Origin of the sequence: Flavobacterium sp. PS2 (assembly GCF_046250155.1) — a bacterium.
Classification (GTDB): domain Bacteria; phylum Bacteroidota; class Bacteroidia; order Flavobacteriales; family Flavobacteriaceae; genus Flavobacterium.
The window spans coordinates 3,301,730-3,325,146 of the sequence record NZ_CP176426.1 but is presented as its reverse complement, the minus strand read 5'-3'; the positions used below and the strand labels follow the sequence as shown (position 1 = coordinate 3,325,146).

General features: G+C 32.6%; 24 protein-coding genes. 18 read left to right on the top strand and 6 right to left on the bottom strand.

The genetic code is table 11. The features are described 5' to 3' along the window. Positions 1 to 120: 120 nt before the first annotated feature. Together ribH and ACJ6WR_RS14500 are read right to left on the bottom strand one after the other, a co-directional pair. On the bottom strand, positions 121 to 690 hold the full coding sequence (ribH, locus tag ACJ6WR_RS14505) for a 6,7-dimethyl-8-ribityllumazine synthase (protein WP_039112359.1): 570 nt from the start codon (positions 688 to 690) through the stop codon (positions 121 to 123). A gap of 76 nt (positions 691 to 766) precedes the next feature. Next, entirely contained in the window at positions 767 to 1,552 is a 786-nt protein-coding gene (locus ACJ6WR_RS14500; protein ID WP_039112360.1) for a tol-pal system YbgF family protein, read from the bottom strand. A gap of 242 nt (positions 1,553 to 1,794) precedes the next feature. On the opposite strand from ACJ6WR_RS14500, the gene recF reads away from it, so the two are divergent. The 12 genes from recF to ACJ6WR_RS14440 all read left to right on the top strand — a co-directional run bounded on the left by recF (position 1,795) and on the right by ACJ6WR_RS14440 (position 12,306). Continuing rightward, entirely contained in the window at positions 1,795 to 2,874 is a 1,080-nt protein-coding gene (gene recF, locus ACJ6WR_RS14495) for a DNA replication/repair protein RecF (RefSeq protein ID WP_409415608.1), read from the top strand. A gap of 63 nt (positions 2,875 to 2,937) precedes the next feature. Then, positions 2,938 to 3,633, top strand: coding sequence for a thioredoxin domain-containing protein (locus ACJ6WR_RS14490; protein ID WP_409415607.1), 696 nt, complete (start codon positions 2,938 to 2,940; stop codon positions 3,631 to 3,633). Between the two features lie 13 nt (positions 3,634 to 3,646). Further along, positions 3,647 to 4,324 (top strand): DUF2461 domain-containing protein, encoded by a 678-nt coding sequence (locus ACJ6WR_RS14485; protein ID WP_409415606.1) that lies wholly within the window; start codon positions 3,647 to 3,649, stop codon positions 4,322 to 4,324. A gap of 77 nt (positions 4,325 to 4,401) precedes the next feature. After that, positions 4,402 to 5,460, top strand: coding sequence for a glycosyltransferase (locus ACJ6WR_RS14480; protein WP_409415605.1), 1,059 nt, complete (start codon positions 4,402 to 4,404; stop codon positions 5,458 to 5,460). Between the two features lie 238 nt (positions 5,461 to 5,698). Next, the gene (hisC, locus tag ACJ6WR_RS14475) at positions 5,699 to 6,799 is read left to right on the top strand and encodes a histidinol-phosphate transaminase (protein WP_409415604.1); all 1,101 of its coding nucleotides are present in this window, start codon (positions 5,699 to 5,701) and stop codon (positions 6,797 to 6,799) included. Between the two features lie 165 nt (positions 6,800 to 6,964). Then, the gene (gene murB / locus ACJ6WR_RS14470) at positions 6,965 to 7,978 is read left to right on the top strand and encodes a UDP-N-acetylmuramate dehydrogenase (RefSeq protein ID WP_409415603.1); all 1,014 of its coding nucleotides are present in this window, start codon (positions 6,965 to 6,967) and stop codon (positions 7,976 to 7,978) included. A 12-nt stretch (positions 7,979 to 7,990) separates the two neighbouring features. Further along, positions 7,991 to 8,449, top strand: coding sequence for a GNAT family N-acetyltransferase (locus tag ACJ6WR_RS14465; RefSeq protein ID WP_409415602.1), 459 nt, complete (start codon positions 7,991 to 7,993; stop codon positions 8,447 to 8,449). Position 8,450: 1 nt separating this feature from the next. Continuing rightward, positions 8,451 to 9,065, top strand: coding sequence for an FMN-binding negative transcriptional regulator (locus ACJ6WR_RS14460; RefSeq protein WP_409415601.1), 615 nt, complete (start codon positions 8,451 to 8,453; stop codon positions 9,063 to 9,065). 82 nt (positions 9,066 to 9,147) lie between these two features. Continuing rightward, positions 9,148 to 10,257: a glycosyltransferase gene (locus ACJ6WR_RS14455; RefSeq protein ID WP_409415600.1), complete on the top strand. Its 1,110-nt coding sequence runs from the start codon at positions 9,148 to 9,150 to the stop codon at positions 10,255 to 10,257. Further along, positions 10,248 to 10,799: an RNA polymerase sigma factor gene (locus ACJ6WR_RS14450; RefSeq protein WP_035627772.1), complete on the top strand. Its 552-nt coding sequence runs from the start codon at positions 10,248 to 10,250 to the stop codon at positions 10,797 to 10,799. The genes ACJ6WR_RS14455 and ACJ6WR_RS14450 overlap by 10 nt, the downstream gene beginning before the upstream one ends. Positions 10,800 to 10,953: 154 nt before the next feature. After that, the gene (locus ACJ6WR_RS14445) at positions 10,954 to 11,766 is read left to right on the top strand and encodes an energy transducer TonB (protein ID WP_409415599.1); all 813 of its coding nucleotides are present in this window, start codon (positions 10,954 to 10,956) and stop codon (positions 11,764 to 11,766) included. A 159-nt stretch (positions 11,767 to 11,925) separates the two neighbouring features. Further along, entirely contained in the window at positions 11,926 to 12,306 is a 381-nt protein-coding gene (locus ACJ6WR_RS14440) for a PH domain-containing protein (protein WP_035627768.1), read from the top strand. A gap of 62 nt (positions 12,307 to 12,368) precedes the next feature. Here the strand turns inward: ACJ6WR_RS14440 and ACJ6WR_RS14435 are convergent, their stop codons facing one another. Continuing rightward, positions 12,369 to 13,241 carry a M48 family metalloprotease gene (locus ACJ6WR_RS14435; RefSeq protein ID WP_409415598.1) on the bottom strand — a complete coding sequence of 291 codons (873 nt, stop codon included), beginning with the start codon at positions 13,239 to 13,241 and terminating at the stop codon, positions 12,369 to 12,371. Between the two features lie 277 nt (positions 13,242 to 13,518). Here ACJ6WR_RS14435 and lipA point away from each other — a divergent pair, with 277 nt between their 5' ends. From lipA to ACJ6WR_RS14420, 3 genes are read left to right on the top strand one after another with little or no spacing between them, the layout of a single operon-like run. Beyond that, positions 13,519 to 14,388: a lipoyl synthase gene (lipA, locus tag ACJ6WR_RS14430; protein ID WP_039112372.1), complete on the top strand. Its 870-nt coding sequence runs from the start codon at positions 13,519 to 13,521 to the stop codon at positions 14,386 to 14,388. Positions 14,389 to 14,415: 27 nt separating this feature from the next. Continuing rightward, the gene (gene gap, locus ACJ6WR_RS14425; RefSeq protein WP_039118098.1) at positions 14,416 to 15,420 is read left to right on the top strand and encodes a type I glyceraldehyde-3-phosphate dehydrogenase; all 1,005 of its coding nucleotides are present in this window, start codon (positions 14,416 to 14,418) and stop codon (positions 15,418 to 15,420) included. Between the two features lie 26 nt (positions 15,421 to 15,446). After that, positions 15,447 to 17,624 carry an ATP-binding protein gene (locus ACJ6WR_RS14420; protein ID WP_086895470.1) on the top strand — a complete coding sequence of 726 codons (2,178 nt, stop codon included), beginning with the start codon at positions 15,447 to 15,449 and terminating at the stop codon, positions 17,622 to 17,624. On the opposite strand, the gene ACJ6WR_RS14415 is transcribed toward ACJ6WR_RS14420, so the two are convergent. After that, positions 17,621 to 18,433 (bottom strand): purine-nucleoside phosphorylase, encoded by an 813-nt coding sequence (locus ACJ6WR_RS14415; protein ID WP_039112375.1) that lies wholly within the window; start codon positions 18,431 to 18,433, stop codon positions 17,621 to 17,623. The two genes, ACJ6WR_RS14420 and ACJ6WR_RS14415, sit on opposite strands and share 4 nt — an antisense overlap. Next, a complete protein-coding gene (gene lpxK / locus ACJ6WR_RS14410; protein ID WP_409415597.1) occupies positions 18,405 to 19,430 on the bottom strand; it encodes a tetraacyldisaccharide 4'-kinase in 1,026 nt (341 codons plus the stop codon). Before lpxK ends, ACJ6WR_RS14415 begins: the two co-directional genes overlap by 29 nt. A 193-nt stretch (positions 19,431 to 19,623) precedes the next feature. On the opposite strand from lpxK, the gene ACJ6WR_RS14405 reads away from it, so the two are divergent. Genes ACJ6WR_RS14405 through ACJ6WR_RS14395 form a run of 3 tightly spaced genes read left to right on the top strand, consistent with a single transcriptional unit; the run spans position 19,624 to position 22,402 of the window. After that, positions 19,624 to 20,718, top strand: a complete 1,095-nt coding sequence (locus tag ACJ6WR_RS14405; protein ID WP_409415596.1) for a Nif3-like dinuclear metal center hexameric protein — start codon at positions 19,624 to 19,626, stop codon at positions 20,716 to 20,718. A gap of 3 nt (positions 20,719 to 20,721) precedes the next feature. Next, positions 20,722 to 21,501, top strand: a complete 780-nt coding sequence (locus tag ACJ6WR_RS14400; RefSeq protein ID WP_039112380.1) for a zinc ribbon domain-containing protein — start codon at positions 20,722 to 20,724, stop codon at positions 21,499 to 21,501. A 52-nt stretch (positions 21,502 to 21,553) separates the two neighbouring features. Further along, positions 21,554 to 22,402, top strand: coding sequence for an alpha/beta fold hydrolase (locus tag ACJ6WR_RS14395; protein WP_409415595.1), 849 nt, complete (start codon positions 21,554 to 21,556; stop codon positions 22,400 to 22,402). 286 nt (positions 22,403 to 22,688) lie between these two features. Here the strand turns inward: ACJ6WR_RS14395 and ACJ6WR_RS14390 are convergent, their stop codons facing one another. Then, a complete protein-coding gene (locus tag ACJ6WR_RS14390; protein ID WP_409415594.1) occupies positions 22,689 to 23,369 on the bottom strand; it encodes an ArsR/SmtB family transcription factor in 681 nt (226 codons plus the stop codon). Between the last annotated feature and the right edge of the window lie 48 nt (positions 23,370 to 23,417).

The window sequence follows — 23,417 nt, the reverse complement described above, 5'->3', positions numbered from 1 at the left end:
CAAGAAGCACAAATTTAATGAATTTTAGCTGGTTTTTTTGACTTGAGGACTCATAAAAAAAACAAAAAACCTATACTATTTTTACACAGTATAGGTTTAAGTATTCTTACAAATGTGTTTTTATTTTTCTAGTTCCAATGGTTTGTCTTCTATTTGAAGCGCACCAGCTGATAACAACTGTTGGTTTTGAAACTGATTTAAAGAAGCTTGCTGACGGATGTATGCCATTTTTATTGCAGCAATAGCAGCCTCGGTACCTTTGTTACCGTGAATACCACCGCTTCTGTCAATAGATTGTTGCATATTATTATCTGTTAACACACAGAAAATAACTGGAATATCAGTTTGAACATTCAAATCTTTAATTCCTTGAGTTACACCTTCGCATACAAAATCAAAATGCTTTGTTTGTCCCTGGATTACACATCCAATAACAATTACAGCATCAACATTTTGAGTTTGTAACATTTTTTTTGCTCCATATATCAACTCAAAACTCCCAGGAACATTCCATCGGATAATTTGTTGTGCAGGAACTTGATTTTCAATAAGTGTTTCAAAAGCGCCATTATAAAGCCCTTCTGTTATAGTGTCATTCCACTCAGAAACAACAATCCCAAATCGAAAATCTTTCGCATTTGGGACTGTGTTTTTATCGTAATCGGATAAATTTTTATTTTCGGTAGCCATCTTTATATTTAAGATTTTAAAATTTGAGATTGTAAGTTACGAATCTAAAATTAAAAAAAGGAAATCTAACTATTAATTATTGTGCTAAACCAATCAAAACATCAACAGAAGCTGCTTCTGGAGTCGCCTCGAAGTTCTCTTTAACATTTGTAAAATACTTAAGAGCATCTGCTTTTTGACCTAAAGCCAAAGCAGTTTTACCAGCTTTTAGTAAGAAACGTGGCGTAGTAAAATCATTTTTATTTAATTCAGCAGCTTTTACATAATAGTCTAAAGCTTCTTTTTGTTGATTTTTTTGAGAATAAGCATCACCAATTGCTCCTTTAGCTAAAGCTCCTAAAATTAAATCTTTAGAGCTAAATTTACCTAAGTAAGAAATTGCCTCATCATATTTACCAATGTTTAAGTATGCAACACCAGCATAATAGTTTGCTAAATTTCCAGCATCAGTTCCTGAATACTCATCAGCGATTTTTACAAATCCAAATTTACCTTCAGAACCATTTAATGATAATTTATACAAAGAATCACTAGCTACACCATTAGTTGCTTTTTCAAAGTTTTGTTGAGCAACAAACATTTCATTAGCAGCTTCATCTTGTTTAGGAGCAGTAATAAATTTTTGGTAAGCCAAATAGCCTACAGTTCCTAGAGCAATTGCAGCAACTAATCCAATAATGATTTTCTGGTTTCTAGCAACCCAATCCTCTGTCTTAGAAGCAGTTTCATCTAATTTAGAAAAAACTCCAGCAGTAGTACTGTTTTTTCCATCAAGAATTACTTGTTGTTCTTCATTGACAACTTCATCTTTAACTTCCTTTTCTTTAGGTGCTTTATATCCTCTTTTATTGTAAGTAGCCATTTAAAATTAATTTAGTGAACGGCAAAAATAAAATTTTTATTGAAACTTACATGAAAAAAATCAATTTTATATTTATTTTTAAAAAAAATCCTTCAAAAATGGACTTTTATACGCCGTAAAATCAAAAAAAATCACACTCAACGTCCCAAAAAACGGTTTATATCGATATTTTTCAATAATTTGCACACGCTTAAAAATTGTCATCTAAAAACAATAAAAAGCTTTATTTCAGCAACTTACAAATGTATCTAAAAAAGATTTCTTTATTCAACTATAAAAACTTTTCCGAAGCCAATTTCGAATTTGACAAAAAAATAAATTGTTTTGTTGGAAAAAACGGTATTGGAAAAACCAATGTACTCGATGCTATTTACCATTTAGCCTACGGAAAAAGCTATTTTAATCCTTTGGCAGTGCAAAATATCAAGCATGGAGAAGAGTTTTTTGTAATAGATGCCGAGATAGAAAAAGATGAACGAAACGAACAAATAGTTTGTAGTTTAAAAAAAGGACAGAAAAAAATCCTAAAAAGAAACGGCAAAGCCTACGATAAATTCTCAGACCATATTGGTTTTATTCCTTTAGTAATAATTTCTCCTGCCGACAGGGATTTAATTGTGGAAGGAAGTGAAACCCGTCGTAAATTTATGGACACTGTGATTTCGCAACTAGACTCCCATTACCTGCAACAACTTATTCAATACCAAAAAGTAATTAGCCAGCGTAACGCGCTACTTAAATATTTTGCATTGAATCATGTTTTTGATAACGACACCTTATCTATATATAATGAACAATTGGATAGCTACGGAAAAACCATTTTCGATAAAAGAAAACAATTCATCGAAGCTTTTATTCCAATTTTCAATACACATCATCAGGCGATAACTGGCTCCGAAGAAACTGTTCAGTTAGTCTACGAAAGTCATTTGTTCGAAAAAGACCTATTAACTCTTTTACGAGAAAACATTAATAAAGACCGCGCCTTGCATTATACAAGCGTCGGAATACATAAGGATGATTTGTCTTTTGAAATCGACCATCATCCTATTAAAAAATTCGGATCACAAGGACAGCAAAAATCTTTCTTGATCGCACTAAAACTGGCTCAATTTGAATTCTTAAAAAAACAAAGCGGCGTAAAGCCCCTGCTCCTTTTTGATGATATCTTTGATAAATTAGACGAAAGTCGGGTTGCCAAAATTATCGAGATGGTAAATAAAGATACTTTCGGACAACTTTTTATTTCCGACACGCATCCTGAACGAACTGAAACTATCGTAAAATCGACACATCAGACTTATAAAATATTTAATTTATGATTTTGTGCTGTTTCCAAAATTAAAAAAACCCTTAAATTAGCCTACACATTTAAATTCAAGATTATGAAATTCCCACAAGCATTCCTTATTATAATTACATTCGTACTAGCATCTTGCAACGGACAATCTAGCAAAAACGTATCAGTTATTGAGCCAGCCGCTTTCGCAGAAAAAATAAAATCTACTGAAAACCCTCAGATTTTAGACGTAAGAACTCCTGATGAATTTGCATCTGAACATATTGATAATGCTGTAAACGTAAACTGGAACGGCGATGATTTTGCTACAAAAGCAGCAACTTACGATAAATCCAAACCTGTTTTTGTTTATTGTTTAAGTGGTGGAAGAAGCAAAAAAGCATCTCAAAAATTACAAGAATTAGGTTTTACAACTATATATGAGCTTGATGGCGGAATCATGAAATGGAACGCCGAAGGACATTCTAAACCAAGTACCAAAACTACAGGAATGACAAGCGACGAATATGCTGCTTTATTAAATACTGATAAAAAAGTCCTGATTGATTTTTATGCTGAATGGTGTGGTCCTTGCAAACAGATGACTCCGTACCTTACGAAGATGCAAAAAGAATTAGCCGATAAAGTGGTTATTATTCGTATCGACGTTGACCAAAATAAAACCTTGGTAAAAGACATGAAAATCGACCAACTTCCTACTCTATTATTGTATGAGAACAAAGAAGTAAAATGGAAAAATACAGGATTTATCAGTGAAGCCGATTTAAAAAAACAACTATAATAAAACTAAAAATATGCTTACCAAAGAAAGTTTACAATTTTTAGATGATTTAAAAGCCAACAATAATAGAGATTGGTTTTTGGAAAATAAAAAACGTTATGAAATCTTCAAAAAAGATTATCACCAACTAGTTGCCGATTTCCTGGACGCCATGAAACCTATGGATCCTTCATTAGAGTTATTGGAAGTTAAGAATTGTACATTCCGAATTAATCGTGATATCCGTTTCTCTAAAGATAAATCTCCTTATAAAGCGCATCTTGGCGTTTGGCTTTCTACTGGTGTAAAAGGACAAAACCGTGCGGGATATTATGTACACATCGAGAAAGGCGCTAGTTTTATAGCTGGAGGTTTTTATTCGCCAGAAGCCGAAGATTTAAAAAAGGTACGTAAAGAAATTGCATTCTTCCATGATGATTTAGAAGCTATCATTGCCGATAAAAATTTCAAGAAAGAATTCGGAAATCTAGACGTAACCGAAACTAATTCGCTTAAAAACCCTCCACGCGGATACGAGAAAGACCATCCTGCAATTGAGTTTTTAAAATTAAAAAGTTTTACTGCTACGCAAAAATACGATATCAAAGAAGTTACTCAGAAAGATTTTGTTGCTAAAATGAGTCAGAAACTTATTGCATTAAAACCATTAAATGAATTCATTAATCGTGCTTTAACGACTGACGAATTTTAAAAAATCAGATATTTTTTGCCACAGATTAAAAGCCCCCCCCCTTTTCTGTGGCAAAAAAACAAAAGACAAATCACTGAATGAAAAAAAGAAAAATACTTTTTCTTGGCGAATCCTACCGAGCCGATGCTATTACATGGATTAAAGGCTTGAAAGAATTTGGTGATTTTGACATTTGTACTTGGGAACTCAAAACTCCAAACAATACTAAACTTAATCGTTTCAAACGAATCGCCGAATATCTCTTTGCTCCTTTCACGATAAAAAAAATCATTCGATTAGAAAAACCAGATATGGTTATTGCCGAAAGAACGACCAGTTATGGTTTTCTTGCCGCGATATCAGGCGCAAAAACAATTGCAATTGCGCAACAAGGCCGAACCGATTTATGGCCTGAAGGCTCTGTATTATTACCCCTTAAAAAAATCATCCAGAAACACGCATTCAAAAAAGCGCATTTAATACATGCTTGGGGACCTGTTATGACAATCTCTATGAAAGATATTGGTGTGGATATGAATAAAGTTTTGGTCATACCAAAAGGAATAGATTTATCACTTTTTGAAGCATCCGAAAACAAATCAAATAGAATTGAGGCAATTGTTACCCGTTCCTTGCAACCCGAATACAGACACGATTGTATCCTGAAAGCTTTTGCAATTTTAGACAAACAAAACATTGATTTCCGTTTGACAATTGTTGGCGACGGAACTAGATTAGAATATCTTAAAAACCTAGCTATAGAATTAGGCATTCAAAACAAAGTAATCTTTACTGGAAGAATCCCAAATACCGAACTTCCTAAACTATTACAACAAGCTAATTTTTATATTAGCATGCCAAGTACCGAAGGAGTTTCTGCCTCATTATTCGAAGCTATGGCGTGTAATTGTTACCCTGTTGTATCTGATATTCCTGGAAATCAAAGCTGGATAAATCATCGTAAAAACGGGCAATTAATTCCGATTGATGATTATACAAATCTTGCCGAAGAACTAATCTGGTCATATAAAAATCCTGATTCACGAAATAAAGCGATTATACAAAACAGGAAGTTTGTAGAGGAAAATGCAAACTATAAAATCAACATGAAAGTTATTGCCGACAAATATCATGACTTACTGGATTCTCGAAAGTAATTAATTAGAAAGACTATTTCAAAACAAAAAAATAACCGCAGAGAACGCAATGTTTTACGCAAAGTTTGCAAAGCTGGATCAACACCTAGCTTTGTGAACTTTGTGTTTTCTATACATAGTGAGATAATAATCTTTGCGCACTTTGCGGTAAAAAATCTTATTTTATTCAACGCGTAACATTTCTTCAATCCTAACGTCATACTCTTTTACGGAATAGTTTAATTTAATCTAAAAAGAGATGAATAACAGAAGAAACTGGCTGAAACAAATAGGATTAGGCACAATAGGACTAGGCTTTTGCCAATTTGACGGATTTGCAAATACTCCATCAGATTACATCTTACCCAATTTAGATAACTCTCCTATATTATTAAGGTCAAATGAAAATCCTTACGGCCCTTCTCCGCGTGCTCGTGCTGCAATGACAAAAAGCGTAAACAGCAGTAATAGATATAACTGGAAGCTTTGGTCAGAATTAATTTCTCTTATTGCAAAAAAGAATAACGTTTCAGATAACAATATTTTATTAGGTGCAGGTTCGACCGAAATTTTAGATTTAGTCCTTCAATACGCAGCTTTAAACAAAGGTAATTTTATAATTGCTGGAACTACATTCGATTACTGGATAGCTCCTTCTGATAAATTAGGCTTAAAAAAAATCACCATTCCATTAACTGTTGACAAAAAACATGATTTAACAGCGATGTTAAAAGCTATTGATTCAGATACAAAAATGGTCTACATCTGCAATCCCAACAATCCGACGGGGACAATTTGTGACAGAGAAAAATTAGTATCCTTTATTAACGAAGCAACCAAAAAAACAATGGTTTTTGTAGACGAGGCTTATATCAATTTTACTACAGAACAATCATTAAGCAGCCTTGTTACTGAAAACAAAAACCTGATAATAACCAAGACTTTTTCAAAACTTTACGGATTAGCCGGTGCTCGTATCGGCTATGCAATTGCACATTCTTCCATTATTGAGCAATTAGGCAATTTAAAATCATCAACAAATATGTCAGTTAGCGTTATCTCAGCTTCTGCTGCCATAGCATCTCTAAATGATGAGAATTTTACTAAACAAGTATATTCCTCAAACGAAGAAGCAAAAAAATATACTATTGATCAGCTTACTCAATTAAACATAACTTGTATTCCATCCTATTCAAATTTTATTTATTTCTCTTTAGCCAATTATAAAAAAGATTATTTCAAGCAATTAAAAGATCACAATATAATGGGAACAAAAATCTATGAAGAAAACGGAAAATGGACAAGAATTACAATTGGCACAATGAAAGAAATGCAACTTTTTATTGCGGCTTTAAAATAAAGCTTTATTTTAAAAAAGCTATCTGAAGCTTTTACAAGATATTATAGTATCAATTTATTTTTTAATGTATTTAATTGCCTGTTATTTTATAGAAACTCAAGCCAAAATAGATTATAATCCTTACTTTTGACCTTTCGATTAATTCTACAAAAAAGTTTCTCATTTATGGAAATTCAATCTCAATTTTCTTTAAAAAACCATAACACATTTGGCATTGAAGCCAAAGCAAAACAATTTATTGCTGTACATTCAATAGATGAACTAAAAAAGGTATTAGAAGAAAATAAAAATCAGGCAAAATTTATTTTAGGTGGTGGAAGCAATATGCTTTTAACCAAAGATATTGATGCCTTGGTAATCCATATTGATTTAAAAGGAAAAAAGATAGTTGACGAAGACGATGATTTTGTTTGGGTCGAAAGTCAAGCAGGAGAAACATGGCATGATTTTGTGCTCTGGACAATCGAGCAAGATTTTGGCGGATTAGAAAACATGTCGCTTATTCCTGGTAATGTAGGTACTACACCTGTACAAAACATTGGCGCTTACGGAACAGAAATAAAAGATACGTTTGTTTCTTGTCAGGCCATGAATATCGAAACTCAGGCAATAAGAACTTTTACTCATAGTGAATGCAATTTTGGATATCGCGAAAGCATTTTTAAACATGAAGTAAAAGACCAATATATTATTACATCTGTAACTTATAAACTAACTAAGCGCAATCATAAAATTAATACTTCATACGGAGATATTACTGCCGAGTTAGCCAAAAACAATATTACAAACCCTAATTTAAAAGACGTTAGTAATGCTGTAATTGCTATAAGACAAAGCAAATTACCAGACCCGAAAGAATTAGGAAATAGCGGAAGCTTCTTTAAAAATCCAATTCTATTAAAATCAGATTTCGAAAAAATTCATCAGAAATTCCCAGAAATGAAATATTATGATGTTTCCGAAACTGAGGTTAAAGTTCCTGCAGGTTGGCTTATAGAACAAGCTGGTTTTAAAGGAAAACGTTTTGGTGATGCCGGAATTCACAAAAATCAAGCTTTGGTTCTAGTTAATTACGGAAATGCAACTGGACAAGAAATTTTGGCCATCTCTAAAGACATCCAAAAAACAGTATTTGAAAAATTCGGAATACATATAGAAGCCGAAGTAAATATAATCTAAATCTAAAAAAATATGAGTATAACTCTATCTATCAAAACAATAAATCCCGATAACAAAAACGTAGCTTCTATTATTAATGAGCTATGCGCAAATCTTCAGGAACGTTTTGACAGCGACGGGAAAAACTCATTTACAGATTGGAACAATAACAACTCCAAATATTTATTTATTGCCGCCGAACTCAATAACGAAATCGTAGGTTGTGGCGCAATACGACCTATTACAGAAACTACTGGCGAAGTAAAACGGATGTATGCCAAATATCCTCGAAAGAGAATCGGGCAATCTATTTTATCCTACTTAGAAACGAAAGCCAAAGAAATTGGTTACGATGAATTAATTCTGGAAACCCGAGTTAAAAATCTAGAAGCAACACAATTTTATCAGAAATCAGGTTATAAAATCATTCCGAACTATGGCAAATATGCAAATAATGCTGAGGCTATTTGTTTTGGAAAAAACTTAATATAATATGCACACACCTAGTATATTCAAAAATGAAGATCCGGAAGCAATAAGAGCTTTTCTTAAAGAAAACAGCTTTGGGATATTAATCAATCAAACGAATGGAAAATTGTGGGCAACACATATTCCGCTAGAAATAGAAACCAAACCAGATGGCAAAGAAGTATTATGTGGTCATATTTCTAAGCTAAATCCGCAAGGAGAAGGGTTTACACAAAACGACCAAATACTAGCTATTTTTTCTGGTCCTCATAGTTACATTTCCTCTTCATGGTATGATCATGAAAATGTACCTACCTGGAACTATATTGCGGTGCATATTTACGGACGAATAAAAATTGTAGATCACGAAGCAGCTATAGAATCGCTAAAAAAATTGGTAGACAAATATGAAGCTAGTTCAGAAAAACCTGTTCGAGTAGAAGATTTATCTGCAAAAACAATGCGACAAGCACACGGAATAATCGCTTTCGAGATTGAAATAGATGAAATTCAGGCTACTAAAAAAATGTCTCAAAATAGAGACGATGTTAATTACAAAAACATAATCGCAGCCTTAGAAAAAACAGAAAACCCTCAGTCTATTGCCGTTGCAAAAGAAATGGAAAAATGCAGAAAGTAATTACAAATTAAGGGTTGAAAATCGGGAATTCATAATTACATTTGCACTCGCAAGATTCAAAATTAAAAGACATTAAAATCAGATGCTTACAATTATTTTATACTTTTTTATTGCTATCGTTGTTGTACAACTTACATACTATCTGGGTATATTTAGTAAATTTTCTTTTGCTAAAACACAGAATATCACTCCAAAAAGAATTCCAATTTCAGTTATTGTTTGTGCAAAAAACGAAGCTGAAAATGCAGTTAAGTATATTCCGCTTTTAATAGAGCAAGATTATCCTGATTTTGAAATTGTTTTAATAGACGATGCTTCGAGTGACGAAACTTTAGAAATTTTTGAACTTTTCGAAAGTCAATACCCAAATCTAGTTCGTTTAGTTAAAGTAAAAAACAACGAAGCATTTTGGGGAAATAAAAAGTACGCGCTAACTTTAGGAATAAAAGCTGCCAAAAAAGATTACCTATTATTTACTGATGCCGATTGTTATCCTACATCTAAAAACTGGATTACAGCAATGAGTTCGCAGTTTACAATGAATAAAACAATTGTTTTAGGATATGGCGCTTACGAAAGAATAGAAAAATCATTCCTAAATAAAATCATTCGATACGAAACTTTACTTACTGCACTACAATATTTTTCTTGGGCAAAAGCAGGTCATCCATATATGGGAGTTGGTCGTAATTTAGCATATAAAAAAGAAGAGTTTTTTAATGTAAACGGATTCATAGGACATATTCAGGTACGTTCTGGTGACGATGATTTATTCATTAATGAAGCTGCTAATGAAAACAACACAACCCTATCCTACTCTCCTGAGAGTTTTACTTATTCCAGACCTAAGGAAACTTATAGAGATTGGTTTATTCAAAAAAGGAGACATATAGCTACGGCTAATTATTATAAATTTTTTGATAAGATTCAATTGGGTATTTTTTATAGCTCTCAATTATTATTCTTTATACTAGCTATTATTTTGCTTGCATTTCAATTTCAATGGATCATTGTTTTAAGCTTATTCTTGGTACGCTATATTGCTGCATGGCTTGTTGTAGGTTTCTCAGCAGGTAAATTAAAAGAAAATGACCTAAAATTTTGGTTTCCTATCGTAGAAATTGTGCTTATATTCACTCAAATTAATATCTTTATAACTAATATCTTTTCAAAACCGGTACATTGGAAATAAATTCTAAAATAGAGAAAGCAAAAAATGGAGATCAAATTGCCTTCACTTTTTTGTTGGACCATTATTGGAACGAAGTTTATAGCTTCATGCTTAAACGTACCGAAAACGAAACCATTGCCGAAGATATTACCATCGAAACTTTCTCTAAAGCTTTTGATAAAATAAAAACATACAATTCCGAATTTCAATTCAACACATGGCTTATTGCCATTGCAAAGAATGTACATATTGATTTATTACGTAAAAAGAGAACCAATCTTTTTATAGAAATCACCGATCAGGAAAACCAACAAGCTTATAATATTGCCGACACTACCCCGTCGGTAGAGGATGAATTAATCACTGAACAAAATTTATCCCGATTATTACATTGCATAAAAGAATTAAAGCCACATTATCAGGAAGTAATTCAGCTACGCTATTTTCAGGAAATGAGTTACCAAGAAATTGCACTCAAAATAAATGAGCCTTTAAGCAATGTAAAAATAAAATTACTTCGCGCTAAAAAATTATTAGCAGAAGTGATTAAAAACAAAAGATAATTTATTATCTTTAAGCAAAGGATAAAACATCTACACCTTTATTCTTAAATAAACAATAATCCCGCATACCAAAGTTCTTATTATTAACGTTATCAGGTAAAACAATTTTTTGCTTATGATTTAACCACTACTTAACCTTAAAAAACCGTGAATTATGTCAACATCAAGCATCTACGAAAACAAATGGATTGACCTTGTATTCGAAAACAGAAACAAAGAGTATGGCGCGTACCAGTTACGCCATGAAAGTTCAAAAAACTCAATTAAGGCACTTTTCATGGGATTGTTTTTTACCACAGCCATTGTGTGCGCTTCAATGTTTATTACTAAACTGAGCAAAGTCGATGTAATAACCACTATCCCCGATAGTTTACCGACAGTTGTACAAGTGAGTGAAGTTCACATTAATAAGAAATCGGCAGAAATGCCTGCTGTAAAATCTCAACCTGTTGAAACTGCTATTGAAAAAAGCCAACTTGTAAACCCTACGATAGTAGAAGCAAGCAAAGCTACACCACAGGAAATAGCAACAGTTACAGAGAACATTGTGACAGCACCAGCAACAACAGGCGAAGGTGATGGAAAATTAAAAAATGGTGCTATAAATGGAGGCGGCGGACCAGAGTTGGTAACAGCACCAACTATTAACGAACCTACACCTATTGGTTCTTTAGACAAATTGCCAGAATTTCCGGGAGGTATGAATAAGTTTTATACTTATGTAGGGAACAATTTTAATCGTCCAGAATTAGATAGCGAAAGAACGATTCGTATTTATGTATCATTTGTAATTGAGAGAGACGGAAGTATGACCGACATTCTTGTACGAAATGATCCAGGATATGGATTAGGAAAAGAAGCTATAAGAGTTTTAAAATCTTTAAGAACTAAATGGACTCCAGGAATGATTGATTCTAAACCAGTTCGTACTGCATATAACCTACCGATCACAATAAAAACAGAATAAATATAAATTAAAAAGCAGAATTTAGGTTCTGCTTTTTTTATGCCCTTTTGTTTTAAAAAAGCTATTCTTATCTAATTATCTAAAGTAGGTTTTTTATAAAAAAATGTATCTTTACTGATGAAAATTGCTTTTTTAAAATCATCAAACAAATAATAAATTATGGGAATATTTTCCGCAATGCTTGGTAATGCTGGTACAGTAAGTCAAGACGAATTAATTAAAAAATACGGTTTACTTTTAACCGATAACGAAGAAATAGAATTAGGTTTTAAACTTATTCGTGATACATTTATCTTTACTACAAAACGATTAATTCTGGTTGATAAACAAGGATTAACTGGTAGTAAAACGGAGTACAAATCGATTTCATACAAAAGCATCACAAGATTTAGTGTAGAAACTGCAGGAACTTTTGACCTTGACGCCGAATTAAAAATTTGGGTTTCGAGTGAATTACATCCGAGTATTATTAAACAATTTAATAAATCGGTAAATGTATACGAAGTTCAAAAAGTATTAGCACACCACGTATTAAAATAGAATAAAAAAGCAGAACCTAGGTTCTGCTTTTTTATTATTCTCAATTCTAAAAATACATCTAATTATTTCTTAGTCGTTTTTTTAGCTACTGTTTTTTTAGTCGTTGTTTTCTTTGCCGCTACAGGTACAGTGTTAACAATTTTTTGCTGAACATATGGTTTGTATACTCCGTCTTTTTCAGCTCTTTTTTTAGCATTATCTGCTCTTTCCTTAGAATCAGGATGTGAACTCATCATTTTATCCAAGAAAGATCCTTCGGCACCTTCGCTCATTTTAGCAAGGATTCTAAAAGCAGATTCTTCGGCATTTACATTATAGCCATTCTTTTTCATGAAGTTATAAGAAAACAAATCAGCCTCTGATTCCTGAGTTCTGCTGTGTTTACTATCTATCATTGCATTTCCAATTTTTACCAATTGCGTATCTGTAAGAGCAGAAATTTTTGCTGATTGTGAAGCCGCAGCATCAATTAAAGCTTCTTTTTTGTAAGCAGCTTTCATCGCATCTCTTGAATCGTGATTAGCAACGTGACCAATTTCGTGCCCAATAACTGCAAGCAATTCGTTATCATCCATAATATCCATTAAACCAGAATATACACGTACACTACCATCTGCAGTTGCAAAAGCATTTACTTCTTTTAGCATATACACTTTGTAGTTTAATGTATATCCATCTCCAGCAGTATGTTTTCCAAACAATCTGTTTAGTCTAATTGCATAACCATCTGTAGCTGGTGCAATTTGATTTTTAGCATCCATTTCTGCAACTGCTTCTTTTGATAAAGCTGCTGCATCGGCATCGCTAAACGTAAATCCTGCAACTCCTTTTTGAACAGCTCCTAAAGCTTTTTCTCCCAAATTTATTTGTGCATTGGCTTGTGTAAAACCAAAAGTTGCAAGCAAAACAACTAACGCTATCGATTTTCTTTTCATCTTTTTAATTATTAAATTAACTGTAGCAAATATACTACATCTTTAAAATACACGTATCTCGGAAACCAAATAATTTTAGAAGAAAAAAATATCTTATAATTTCAGGAATCCCGACCATTTATTGCGGTTTTAATCAAAAAACCTTTCATTCATCTTAATTTATTAATAATCCGTAAAAAAGAATTTAACAGTCATTTTGTTATCGTTTTATAAATTAAAGCATAAACAAATCTACAAATAAACAACAATGCTTATCTTTGTACTTTGAATAATGAATATGGAAAGCGTTATAGATAATAATTTACCAATTGGGAAACCAAAATGGTTGAAGGTAAAACTACCAATCGGACAAAAATATACTGAACTACGTGGTTTAGTAGATAAATATAGTTTAAATACAATTTGCACTTCTGGAAGCTGCCCAAATATGGGTGAATGCTGGGGAGAAGGAACAGCTACTTTTATGATCTTAGGTAACGTTTGTACACGTTCTTGTGGTTTTTGTGGTGTAAAAACCGGGAGACCTGAGACTGTAGATTGGGACGAACCAGAAAAAGTAGCACGTTCTATTAAAATCATGAATATCAAACACGCTGTTATAACAAGTGTAGATAGAGATGATTTAAAAGATGGTGGTTCGATTATTTGGAATGAAACCGTGAAAGCAATTCGACGTATGAATCCAAATACGACTTTAGAGACATTAATTCCTGATTTTCAAGGAATCGAAAGAAACATTGACAGAATTGTAGAAGCTAATCCTGAGGTTGTTTCTCATAACGTAGAAACTGTTCGTCGATTAACTCGTGAAGTACGTATACAAGCCAAATACGATCGTAGCTTAGAAGTTTTACGCTACCTAAAAGAAAAAGGAATCAACAGAACCAAGTCTGGAATCATGCTTGGACTAGGAGAAACCGAAGAGGAAGTATTTCAAACTATGACCGATTTGCGCAATGCAAATGTAGATGTAGTAACAATTGGTCAATATTTACAACCAAGTAAAAAACATTTACCTGTAAAAGAATTTATCACTCCAGATCAATTTGCCAGATATGAAAAATTCGGACTAGAACTAGGTTTTCGCCACGTCGAAAGCGGTCCGTTAGTGCGTTCTTCCTACAAAGCGCAAAAACATATTCTTTAGTTTTAAATGCTGAATATTTTATCTTAAATGAATAAAAAAATACGAATTGCTATTAATGGTTTCGGAAGAATTGGTCGAAACTTGTTTCGATTACTTTTAAATCATCCCGAAATTGAAGTTGTTGCCATAAATGATATTGCCGACACTAAAACTATGGCTCACCTTATTAAATACGACAGTATTCATGGTGTGTTACCGTTTGTGGTAAGCAGTGACGAAAGTGGAATAATCGTTGATGGAAAACATTATTTATTTTTCCATGAGAAAAACATTTCAAACTTAAATTGGAAAGACTGTGACATAGATTATGTTATAGAATCTACCGGTAAATATAAAACGCACGAAGAAATAAATGCACATATTATTGCCGGAGCAAAAAAAGTCATTCTATCCGCACCTTCTGAAGTTGACACTATCAAAACTGTAGTTTTGGGTGTAAACGAAGGAATACTGGACGGAACTGAAACAATAATTTCTAATGCGAGTTGCACTACAAACAATGCAGCTCCTATGATTAAAATAATCGATGATCTTTGTGGTATTGAGCAAGCCTACATTACTACAATACATTCATTCACAACAGATCAAAGTCTGCACGATCAACCCCATAAAGATTTGCGCAGAGCCAGAGGTGCGAGCCAATCTATTGTTCCTACAACAACGGGCGCAGCAAAGGCATTAACTAAAATTTTCCCCAAATTACAAAACAAAATTGGTGGTTGCGGTATACGCGTTCCTGTTCCTGATGGATCATTAACCGACATTACATTTAATGTAAAACGTGCCGTTACTATTGAAGAGATTAATGAAGCATTTCAAAATGCAGCAAAAACTAGTTTAAAAGGAATTTTAGATTATACCGAAGACCCTATTGTATCTGTTGATATTATTGGAAATCCGAATTCGTGTTTATTTGATGCACAACTTACATCTGTAATCGATAAAATGGTAAAAGTTGTAGGTTGGTACGATAATGAAGTTGGGTATTCATCAAGATTAATTGATTTGATATTGCTAACGAAGGAAGTATAAACTACTAATAAAAAGTATTACAATACATGAAATATCTTTTTATCCTAATCAGTTTTTTCAGTTCATTTTTGTATTCCCAATTCAATCGGAATACAGATAGTGTTGTCTATTATGACCAACAGGCAAACTCTAGTCTTAAAGAAAACAAATACAGTCAGGCACAGCTTTTTACCGAAAAATCAATTCTATTTTGCCAAACAAACCACAAAATAGAAAACCAGGCCGACCAAACTTTTAAGCTTGGTAAAATTTACTACAATCAGAAAAAATATGATGAGGCTTTAATCAACTTCAACAAAAGTGTTGATTTATTAAAAGACAAACCTTTATCTATTACCAAAGCGCTTGCTCTTCATTATATTGGTATAACCAATACCGAAAGAGGAAAGCATAATCTTGCTCAAACGTATTTTGACAAGTCAAAATCTGTCTTCAAACAGTTAAATATCGTTGACTCAAGCCAAGCATTAACCCTTCAAAAAGGAATAGCTTTAAAGACTAATCATGAATATGATTTAGCAATCTCTACATTCAAAAAAATAACCGAATTACCAGATAGCAAAAATACTTTAAAAACAAAAACTGATGCTTACTATCAACTCGGACTTATCGAGAGTCATTTAAAAAGAAATGATTCTGCTATACATTATCTGGAAAAAGCATTAGCCTTAACCACAAAAAGCAATGACCTTAACCAGAAGGCAACTATATTATTAGCCATTAGCAAATATTATAAAAACCATCAGGATTATGACAGAGCTTACACTTATCTAGATGAACATTATCAATTAAAAAACTATATTTATAAATTAAAAAACTCAAAATCTGATTTTGATGATTTTAAAAAATTTAAGACTAAAGAGGTAATAAACTCAGCTATCCAGAAAGAGAAGAAAGACCTTGAAGATAAAAAAACATACAAGTATTCTAAATTAATAAGTATTCTTGCTATTGCTTTAATCTCTATTTTATCTCTTTTGAGTTTATCCCTTTACAAAAACAACATTATTCGAAATCAGAATAATATGCTTTTGAGAGAAAAAAACAATGAGTTAATTATCGCAAAAAATAAGGCCGAAAAAGCATCTAAAGCCAGATCTGAGTTTTTATCGACGGTAAGTCATGAATTACGAACTCCTCTTAATGCAATTAACGGAATTACACATTTATTAATAGAAGATAACCCTAAAAAATCACAGAAAAAATACTTAGAATCATTAAAGTTTTCGGGGAATTATTTGACTACATTTATTAATGAAATCCTAGAAATCAATAAAATAGATTCTAATAAGCTTGAAACCGAAAATATAAGTTTTAATCTAAAAGAATTATTAATAAACATACAAAGCTCTTTGAAGGAATTGGCTACTGCCAATAAAAATTATTTTAATCTAGACATCGATAAAAGTATTCCTGACAATTTAATTGGTGATCCAACAAAATTGTCTCAGATTATAATGAACCTGATTAATAATGCCTTAAAGTTTACAGCAAACGGACGTGTTAATGTGATTGTAAAATTACATTCATTAGAAGATGAAGCAGCAACTGTTTATTTTGAAATAGTTGATACTGGAATAGGAATTCCTGAAGACAAATTACAAACCGTTTTCGAAAGTTTTTCGCAAGGCTCTATAGAAGTTAACCGAAAATATGGAGGAACTGGTTTGGGACTCACGATTGTAAAAAAATTAACCGAAATGCTAGGTGGGGAAATCAATCTTAAAAGTGAAGTTGGTAAAGGTTCTACCTTTACTTTTAAACTAAAATTCCAAATAGATAGTGAACCATTGGCTATTAAAGAAGAAACCAAATTGTACAACGACTACGAATTAAAAGACAAAAATATTCTGTTGATAGAAGACAACAGGATTAATCAAATGATTACTCGTAAAATGCTCGAGAATAAAGGCATAACCTGCGAGGTAATCGACAATGGAGAGGATGCTATTGAATTATTAAAAATCAAACGATTTGATATGATTTTAATGGATGTGCATTTACCTGGAATAAATGGTACTACTGCCACTAAATATATTAGAGAATTTGATAAAATAACACCAATTATAGCTTTAACAGCTATTTCTCTAGATGAGAACAGGGAAATGTTATTATCATTCGGGATGAACGACGTAATAACAAAACCCTTTGTTCCTGATGAATTTTACAGCATTATCGCTAAATGTTTTAACGTAAGCGCTTAATACTCTAAAATCAAGTTTTTTATTAAAGCTCTTACTTTAGGCTCGGCCATTTTTGCCGCCTCAAGAACTTCATCATGCGAGATTGTATCTATACTTTCTTCGTTACCCATATCGGTAATTACAGAGATTCCAAAAGTTTCTACATCCATATGACGTGCAACGATAACTTCTGGCACAGTTGACATTCCTACGCAATCTGCTCCAAGAATTTTAACCATTTTATATTCAGCCAAAGTTTCAAAAGTTGGTCCTTGTAAACCAAAATAAATACCATCATGAATTTCAATATTCAATCTTGATGCAATTTCTTTGGTTTTAATAATCATTTTTCTAGAATAAGGCTCGCTCATATTTACAAATCGAGGTCCAAAACGGTCATCATTTTTACCACGCAAAGGATGCTCTGGTGCAAAATTAATATGATCTTTAATAATTACGATTGAACCCACTTTGTAAGCAGCATTTACTCCTCCTGAAGCATTAGAAACCATTAACTTGGTAACTCCCAAAAACTTCATTACTCGAACCGGAAAAGTAACCTCTTCCATAGTATATCCCTCATAAAAGTGAAAACGACCTTGCATCGCAACCACTTTTTTATCTCCAATAGTTCCAAAAACCAGAGCTCCTTTATGACCTTGAACTGTAGATACCGGAAAATTAGGAATTTCATTATAAGGTAATGTAAATTCTATTTCTATATCATTTGTAAAACCTCCTAAACCTGAACCTAAAATCACTCCATATTCTGGCGTGAACTGTGTTTTTGATTTTATATAACTAACTGTTTCCTGAACTTTTTCCCACATAATTTAAAATTGTTGTATCAAAATCATTTTGATAATTAATAAAAGTACTTTTTATCGGCAAATAAAATAATTGCGGCGCAATATTAGTGTCTTTTAAGCGAACATAATCCTTTTCGGTTGTAATAATTTTATGTTTTTTTGCTTTATTCGCAATCGTTGTAATATCCGTTTCTGTAAAGTAATGATGATCAGGGAATGTAAGACATTCATCGTCGTTAAATTTTAAAAACTTAAAAAATGGTGCTGGCTTTGCAATTCCTGCCAAAAGTAATTTTGGTTCGTTTTTAATTTCTTCGATTGCTAATTTCCCAGTTTGAGAATAAATGCAATCATCATAATCAATATAAGTAAAGTATAATTCTTGTGATGGTTCTAATTTTAGCTTTCTACGAATATTTTGCTGCTCCGATTCCTGAAGACCAGAAGGACATTTGGTTACAATAACAATATTTGCTCTTTTAGCTCCACTCCTGCTCTCTCGTAAATTCCCAGTTGGCAACATCCAATCATCAGCATATAAATCGCCATACGAAGTAAGCAAAATATAAAATCCAGCTTTTACTTTTCGGTGCTGAAATGCATCATCAAGCAAAATTACCTGAGGCTTTTTAGATTGCGAAAGTAATTTCTGGATTCCGTTTGTTCGGTTTGCATCTACTGCAACTTGAATATTTTTGAATTTTTGAAAAAACTGAAAAGGCTCATCTCCTAATATAACAGCATTAGAGGTTTCATCAGCAAGTACAAAACCTTCTGATTGTCGTTTATACCCACGACTAAGCGTAGCAACCTGATATGTATTTGATAATAATCGGATTAAATATTCTATTTGAGGTGTTTTACCTGTTCCTCCAACGCTAAGATTACCAACTGCAATAATCGGAATATCAAATGATGTTGATTTTAAAACTCCTTTATCAAAAAGGAAATTCCGAATACTAGTGATGATTCCATATAAAATGGAAAATGGAAAAAGTAATTTTCGAAGTAAATTCATAATACGAAATTAGAATAAATTATCTTTGAAATAAAATTTATAAAAACAAACTAACACAAATTTCACGAATTACCACTAATTTTATTGTCACCAAAATTTGAAATTCTAAAACTTCAAAATCAAATCTTAGTTTGTGTAAATTCGTAAAACTCCTGTTCACTTAAAAAATACAATTACTCATTACCTATAAATTATGAAAATACAAGAAATACTTTCTGTACTCGAAGAGATGGCTCCTTTGGCTTACGCCGAAGATTTTGACAATGTCGGGCTTTTAGTTGGTGATTCATCTACAGAAGCTACAGGAGTTTTGGTTTGTCACGATGCGCTTGAAAATGTAATTGATGAAGCTATTGCAAAAAACTGTAACCTAGTTGTTTGTTTTCATCCAATTCTATTTTCTGGAATAAAAAAAATAACGGGAAAGAATTATGTAGAACGTGCTATTCTTAAAGCCATAAAAAATGATATTGCTATTTATGCCGTTCATACTGCATTAGACAATCACTCACAAGGTGTAAACAAAATATTTTGTGATGCTTTAGGTTTGATAAATACCTCGGTTTTAATTCCGAAACAAAATTACATTCAGAAATTAGTAACTTATACTGTTCCTGATAATTCCGAGAAAGTCCGTAACGCCTTGTTTGAAGCTGGAGCAGGAAAAATTGGCAATTATGACAATTGCAGTTTTAACACCGAAGGTTTTTTTACTTTTAAAGGAAATGAGAATAGTAATCCTGTTATTGGAGAAAAAGAGAAATTACATACTGGGAATGAAATAAAGATCGAAGTTGTTTTTGAAAAACACTTGCAATCAAAAATTCTAAAAGCATTGTTTGCCAATCATATTTATGAGGAGGTTGCTTATGAAATTTATGATTTACAAAATGCACATCAAAACATAGGTTTAGGTATGATTGGAGAATTTGAAACTCCGATGAACGAAACAGACTTTTTACCATTTGTAAAAGAAAAAATGTTAGCAGATGGTATTAGACATTCTGCCTATACAGGCAAAAAAATCCATAAAGTTGCTGTTCTTGGCGGATCTGGAAGTTTTGCCATAAAAAATGCAATTCAGGCTGGAGCCGATGCTTTTTTGACAGCCGATTTAAAATACCATCAGTTTTACGAAGCCGAAAATCGATTACTATTAGCCGATATTGGACATTTTGAAAGCGAACGCTATACAAAAAATTATATTGTTGATTATCTTCGGAAAAAAATCCTTAATTTTGCAATCATTTTATCAGAAGAAAATACAAATCCAGTTAAGTACTTATAGAATATGGCGAATACGAAAGAATTAAGTGTTGAGGACAAGTTAAGAGCAATTTACGATTTACAGCTAATTGACTCTAGAATTGACGAAATCAGAAACGTAAGAGGAGAACTTCCATTAGAAGTGGAAGATTTAGAAGATGAAGTTGCAGGTTTAGGCACACGTTCAGAAAAATTGAAAAGCGAACTAGAAATAGTTGAAGAGCAAATCAAGACTAGAAAAAATGCTATTGATGATCACAAAGAAGCCATCAAAAAGTACACAAAACAACAAGAATCAGTTCGTAACAATAGAGAATTTAACTCTTTGACTAAAGAAGTTGAATTTCAAGAATTAGAAATTCAATTAGCTGAAAAGCAAATCAAAGAAATGAAAGTTTCTATTGAGCATAAAAAAGAAGTAATCTCTGGTTTAAAAGAAAGACTAGAGTCTAAATCTTCTCATCTAAAACACAAAAAATCTGAATTGGATGCGATTATGGCCGAAACTCAAAAAGAAGAAATCTTCTTATCTGAGAAATCAGCTGAGTACGAAGTTTTAATCGAAGACCGTTTATTAGCGGCTTACAAACGAATCAGAACTAGTGTTCGTAATGGTTTGGCTGTAGTATCTATTGAAAGAGGTGCATCTGCAGGTTCTTTCTTTACTATTCCACCACAAACACAAGTAGAGATTGCCTCTAGAAAAAAAATCATCACTGATGAGCATTCTGGAAGAATCCTAGTTGATAGTGCATTAGCAGAAGAAGAAAAAGAGAAAATGGATTTATTATTTTCTAAATTCTAAAAAATATAAAGCCTCGAAGTTCGGGGCTTTTTTTATATTAAAAATTACAATTTTGGGACTTAAAGAAGGTATTCGTTTCATAACATTAAAATCCGTTGGGCAATATATTAACTTTTTAAGTTATGTACGTCCAGAAAAAGCTGCGCAGATTTCATACGCCCTTTTTAGCCAACCAAGAGAAGGAAGATTAAGCAAAGAAAACTTACCAGAAATATTACAAGGCACCAAAACTGAAACGTTTCATCATAACGAGCATCATTTCCAGACTTATACTTGGGAAGGAAATGACACCAAAATATTACTCGTTCACGGATGGGAAAGTAACGCTTCGCGCTGGCAAAAAACACTCCCACACTTACAGCAATCAGGAAGTACTATTATTGCCATAGATGCGCCTGCTCACGGACAAAGTAGCGGTAAAGAATTCAACGTACCTCTTTACGCAGAATTCATTAACAAAGCCGTACAAAAATACCAGCCTACAATTATAATTGGTCATTCTATAGGCGGAGCCGCTTGTGTATATCACCAGCATTTATATCCAGAAACCAGTATTCAAAAAATGGTTATTCTAGGTGCTCCATCAGATTTACAAACTCTTATCAATAATTATATTTCCATGTTAAGCCTAAACGAAAAAATGGTCCCACTCTTAGAGAATCGTTTTGTAAATCGTTTCAACTTAAAACTGGAAGACTTCTCTGGAAAAAAATTCGCTTCAAATTTCACTGTCAAAGGATTAATTGCACACGATATCGAAGATAACGTAGTCGCTTTTGAAGAAGGAGAAAAAATAGCCAGCACTTGGAAAAATAGCCAATTTATAGCTACAAATGGTTTAGGCCACGGCATGCATGATGATGAGCTGTACCAAAAAGTAGTTGCTTTTTTGTTTCCTTAAAGGAGGTTTTCTAAGGTTCTAAGGTTCTAAGGTTCTAAGGTTCTAAGGTTCTAAGGTTCTAAGGTTCTAAGGTTCTAAGGTTCTAAGGTTCTAAGGTTCTAAGGTTCTAAGGTTCTAAGGTTCTAAGGTTCTAAGGTTCTAAGGTTCTAAGGTTCTAAGGTTCTAAGGTTCTAAGGTTCTAAGGTTCTAAGGTTCTAAGGTTCTAAGGTTCTAAAAAAAAGCATTCTGCTTTTTTTTAATTCACTAAAAATCTAAGAAATCTAAAAGGTCTAACAATCTAAGAAGTCTAAACTACTATTTTAAATTGTTTGTATAATTCTTTCTCCCCTTTCCCAGTAATAATTATTGCTCTTGAATTTTCAGTTTTTCGCAACCAATCATTGGCTATCATTTTATTCAATAATGACGTAGCTAGAGATCCTGCCATGTGATTTTTTCTTTCGCTCCAATCAAGACATGGCTTCAAGAATAAACGTCTTTGTTTCCTAACCTCATCTACATTTATACCAAAATCTGAAAACCATTTTATCCCTTCGGAACTAATTTCAAAATCATTATTAGTATCAATAATTATATTTTGCTCTAATAAACTATTCGTTAAAGCCACACCTATTTTCCCTGCTAAATGATCATAACATGTTCTGCAATGTTTTATTGGCGGAAGCTTTTCTGTATTCTTTTTTCTCGAAACTTCTTGTGGAGGAATAAGGCTTGCCATCCCTTCGATAGCATAAGCAATTTCTTTACTTGAAAATCGATAATATTTATGGCGTCCTTGTTTTTCTACACAAAGCAAATCGGCATCTAATAACTTTCCTAAATGCATGCTTATATTTTGCGGCGATGTATTCCCCACAATTGCCAGTTCTGTAGCTGTAAACGCTTTTCCGTCGAGCAACGCCCACATAATTGATGCTCGGGTTGGATCACCGATTAATGTTGCGATTTTTATAAACTGTTCTTCCATTTTATGCAATCATAGTTAAATCTAAACTGAAGTATCTACGTGTAAAGT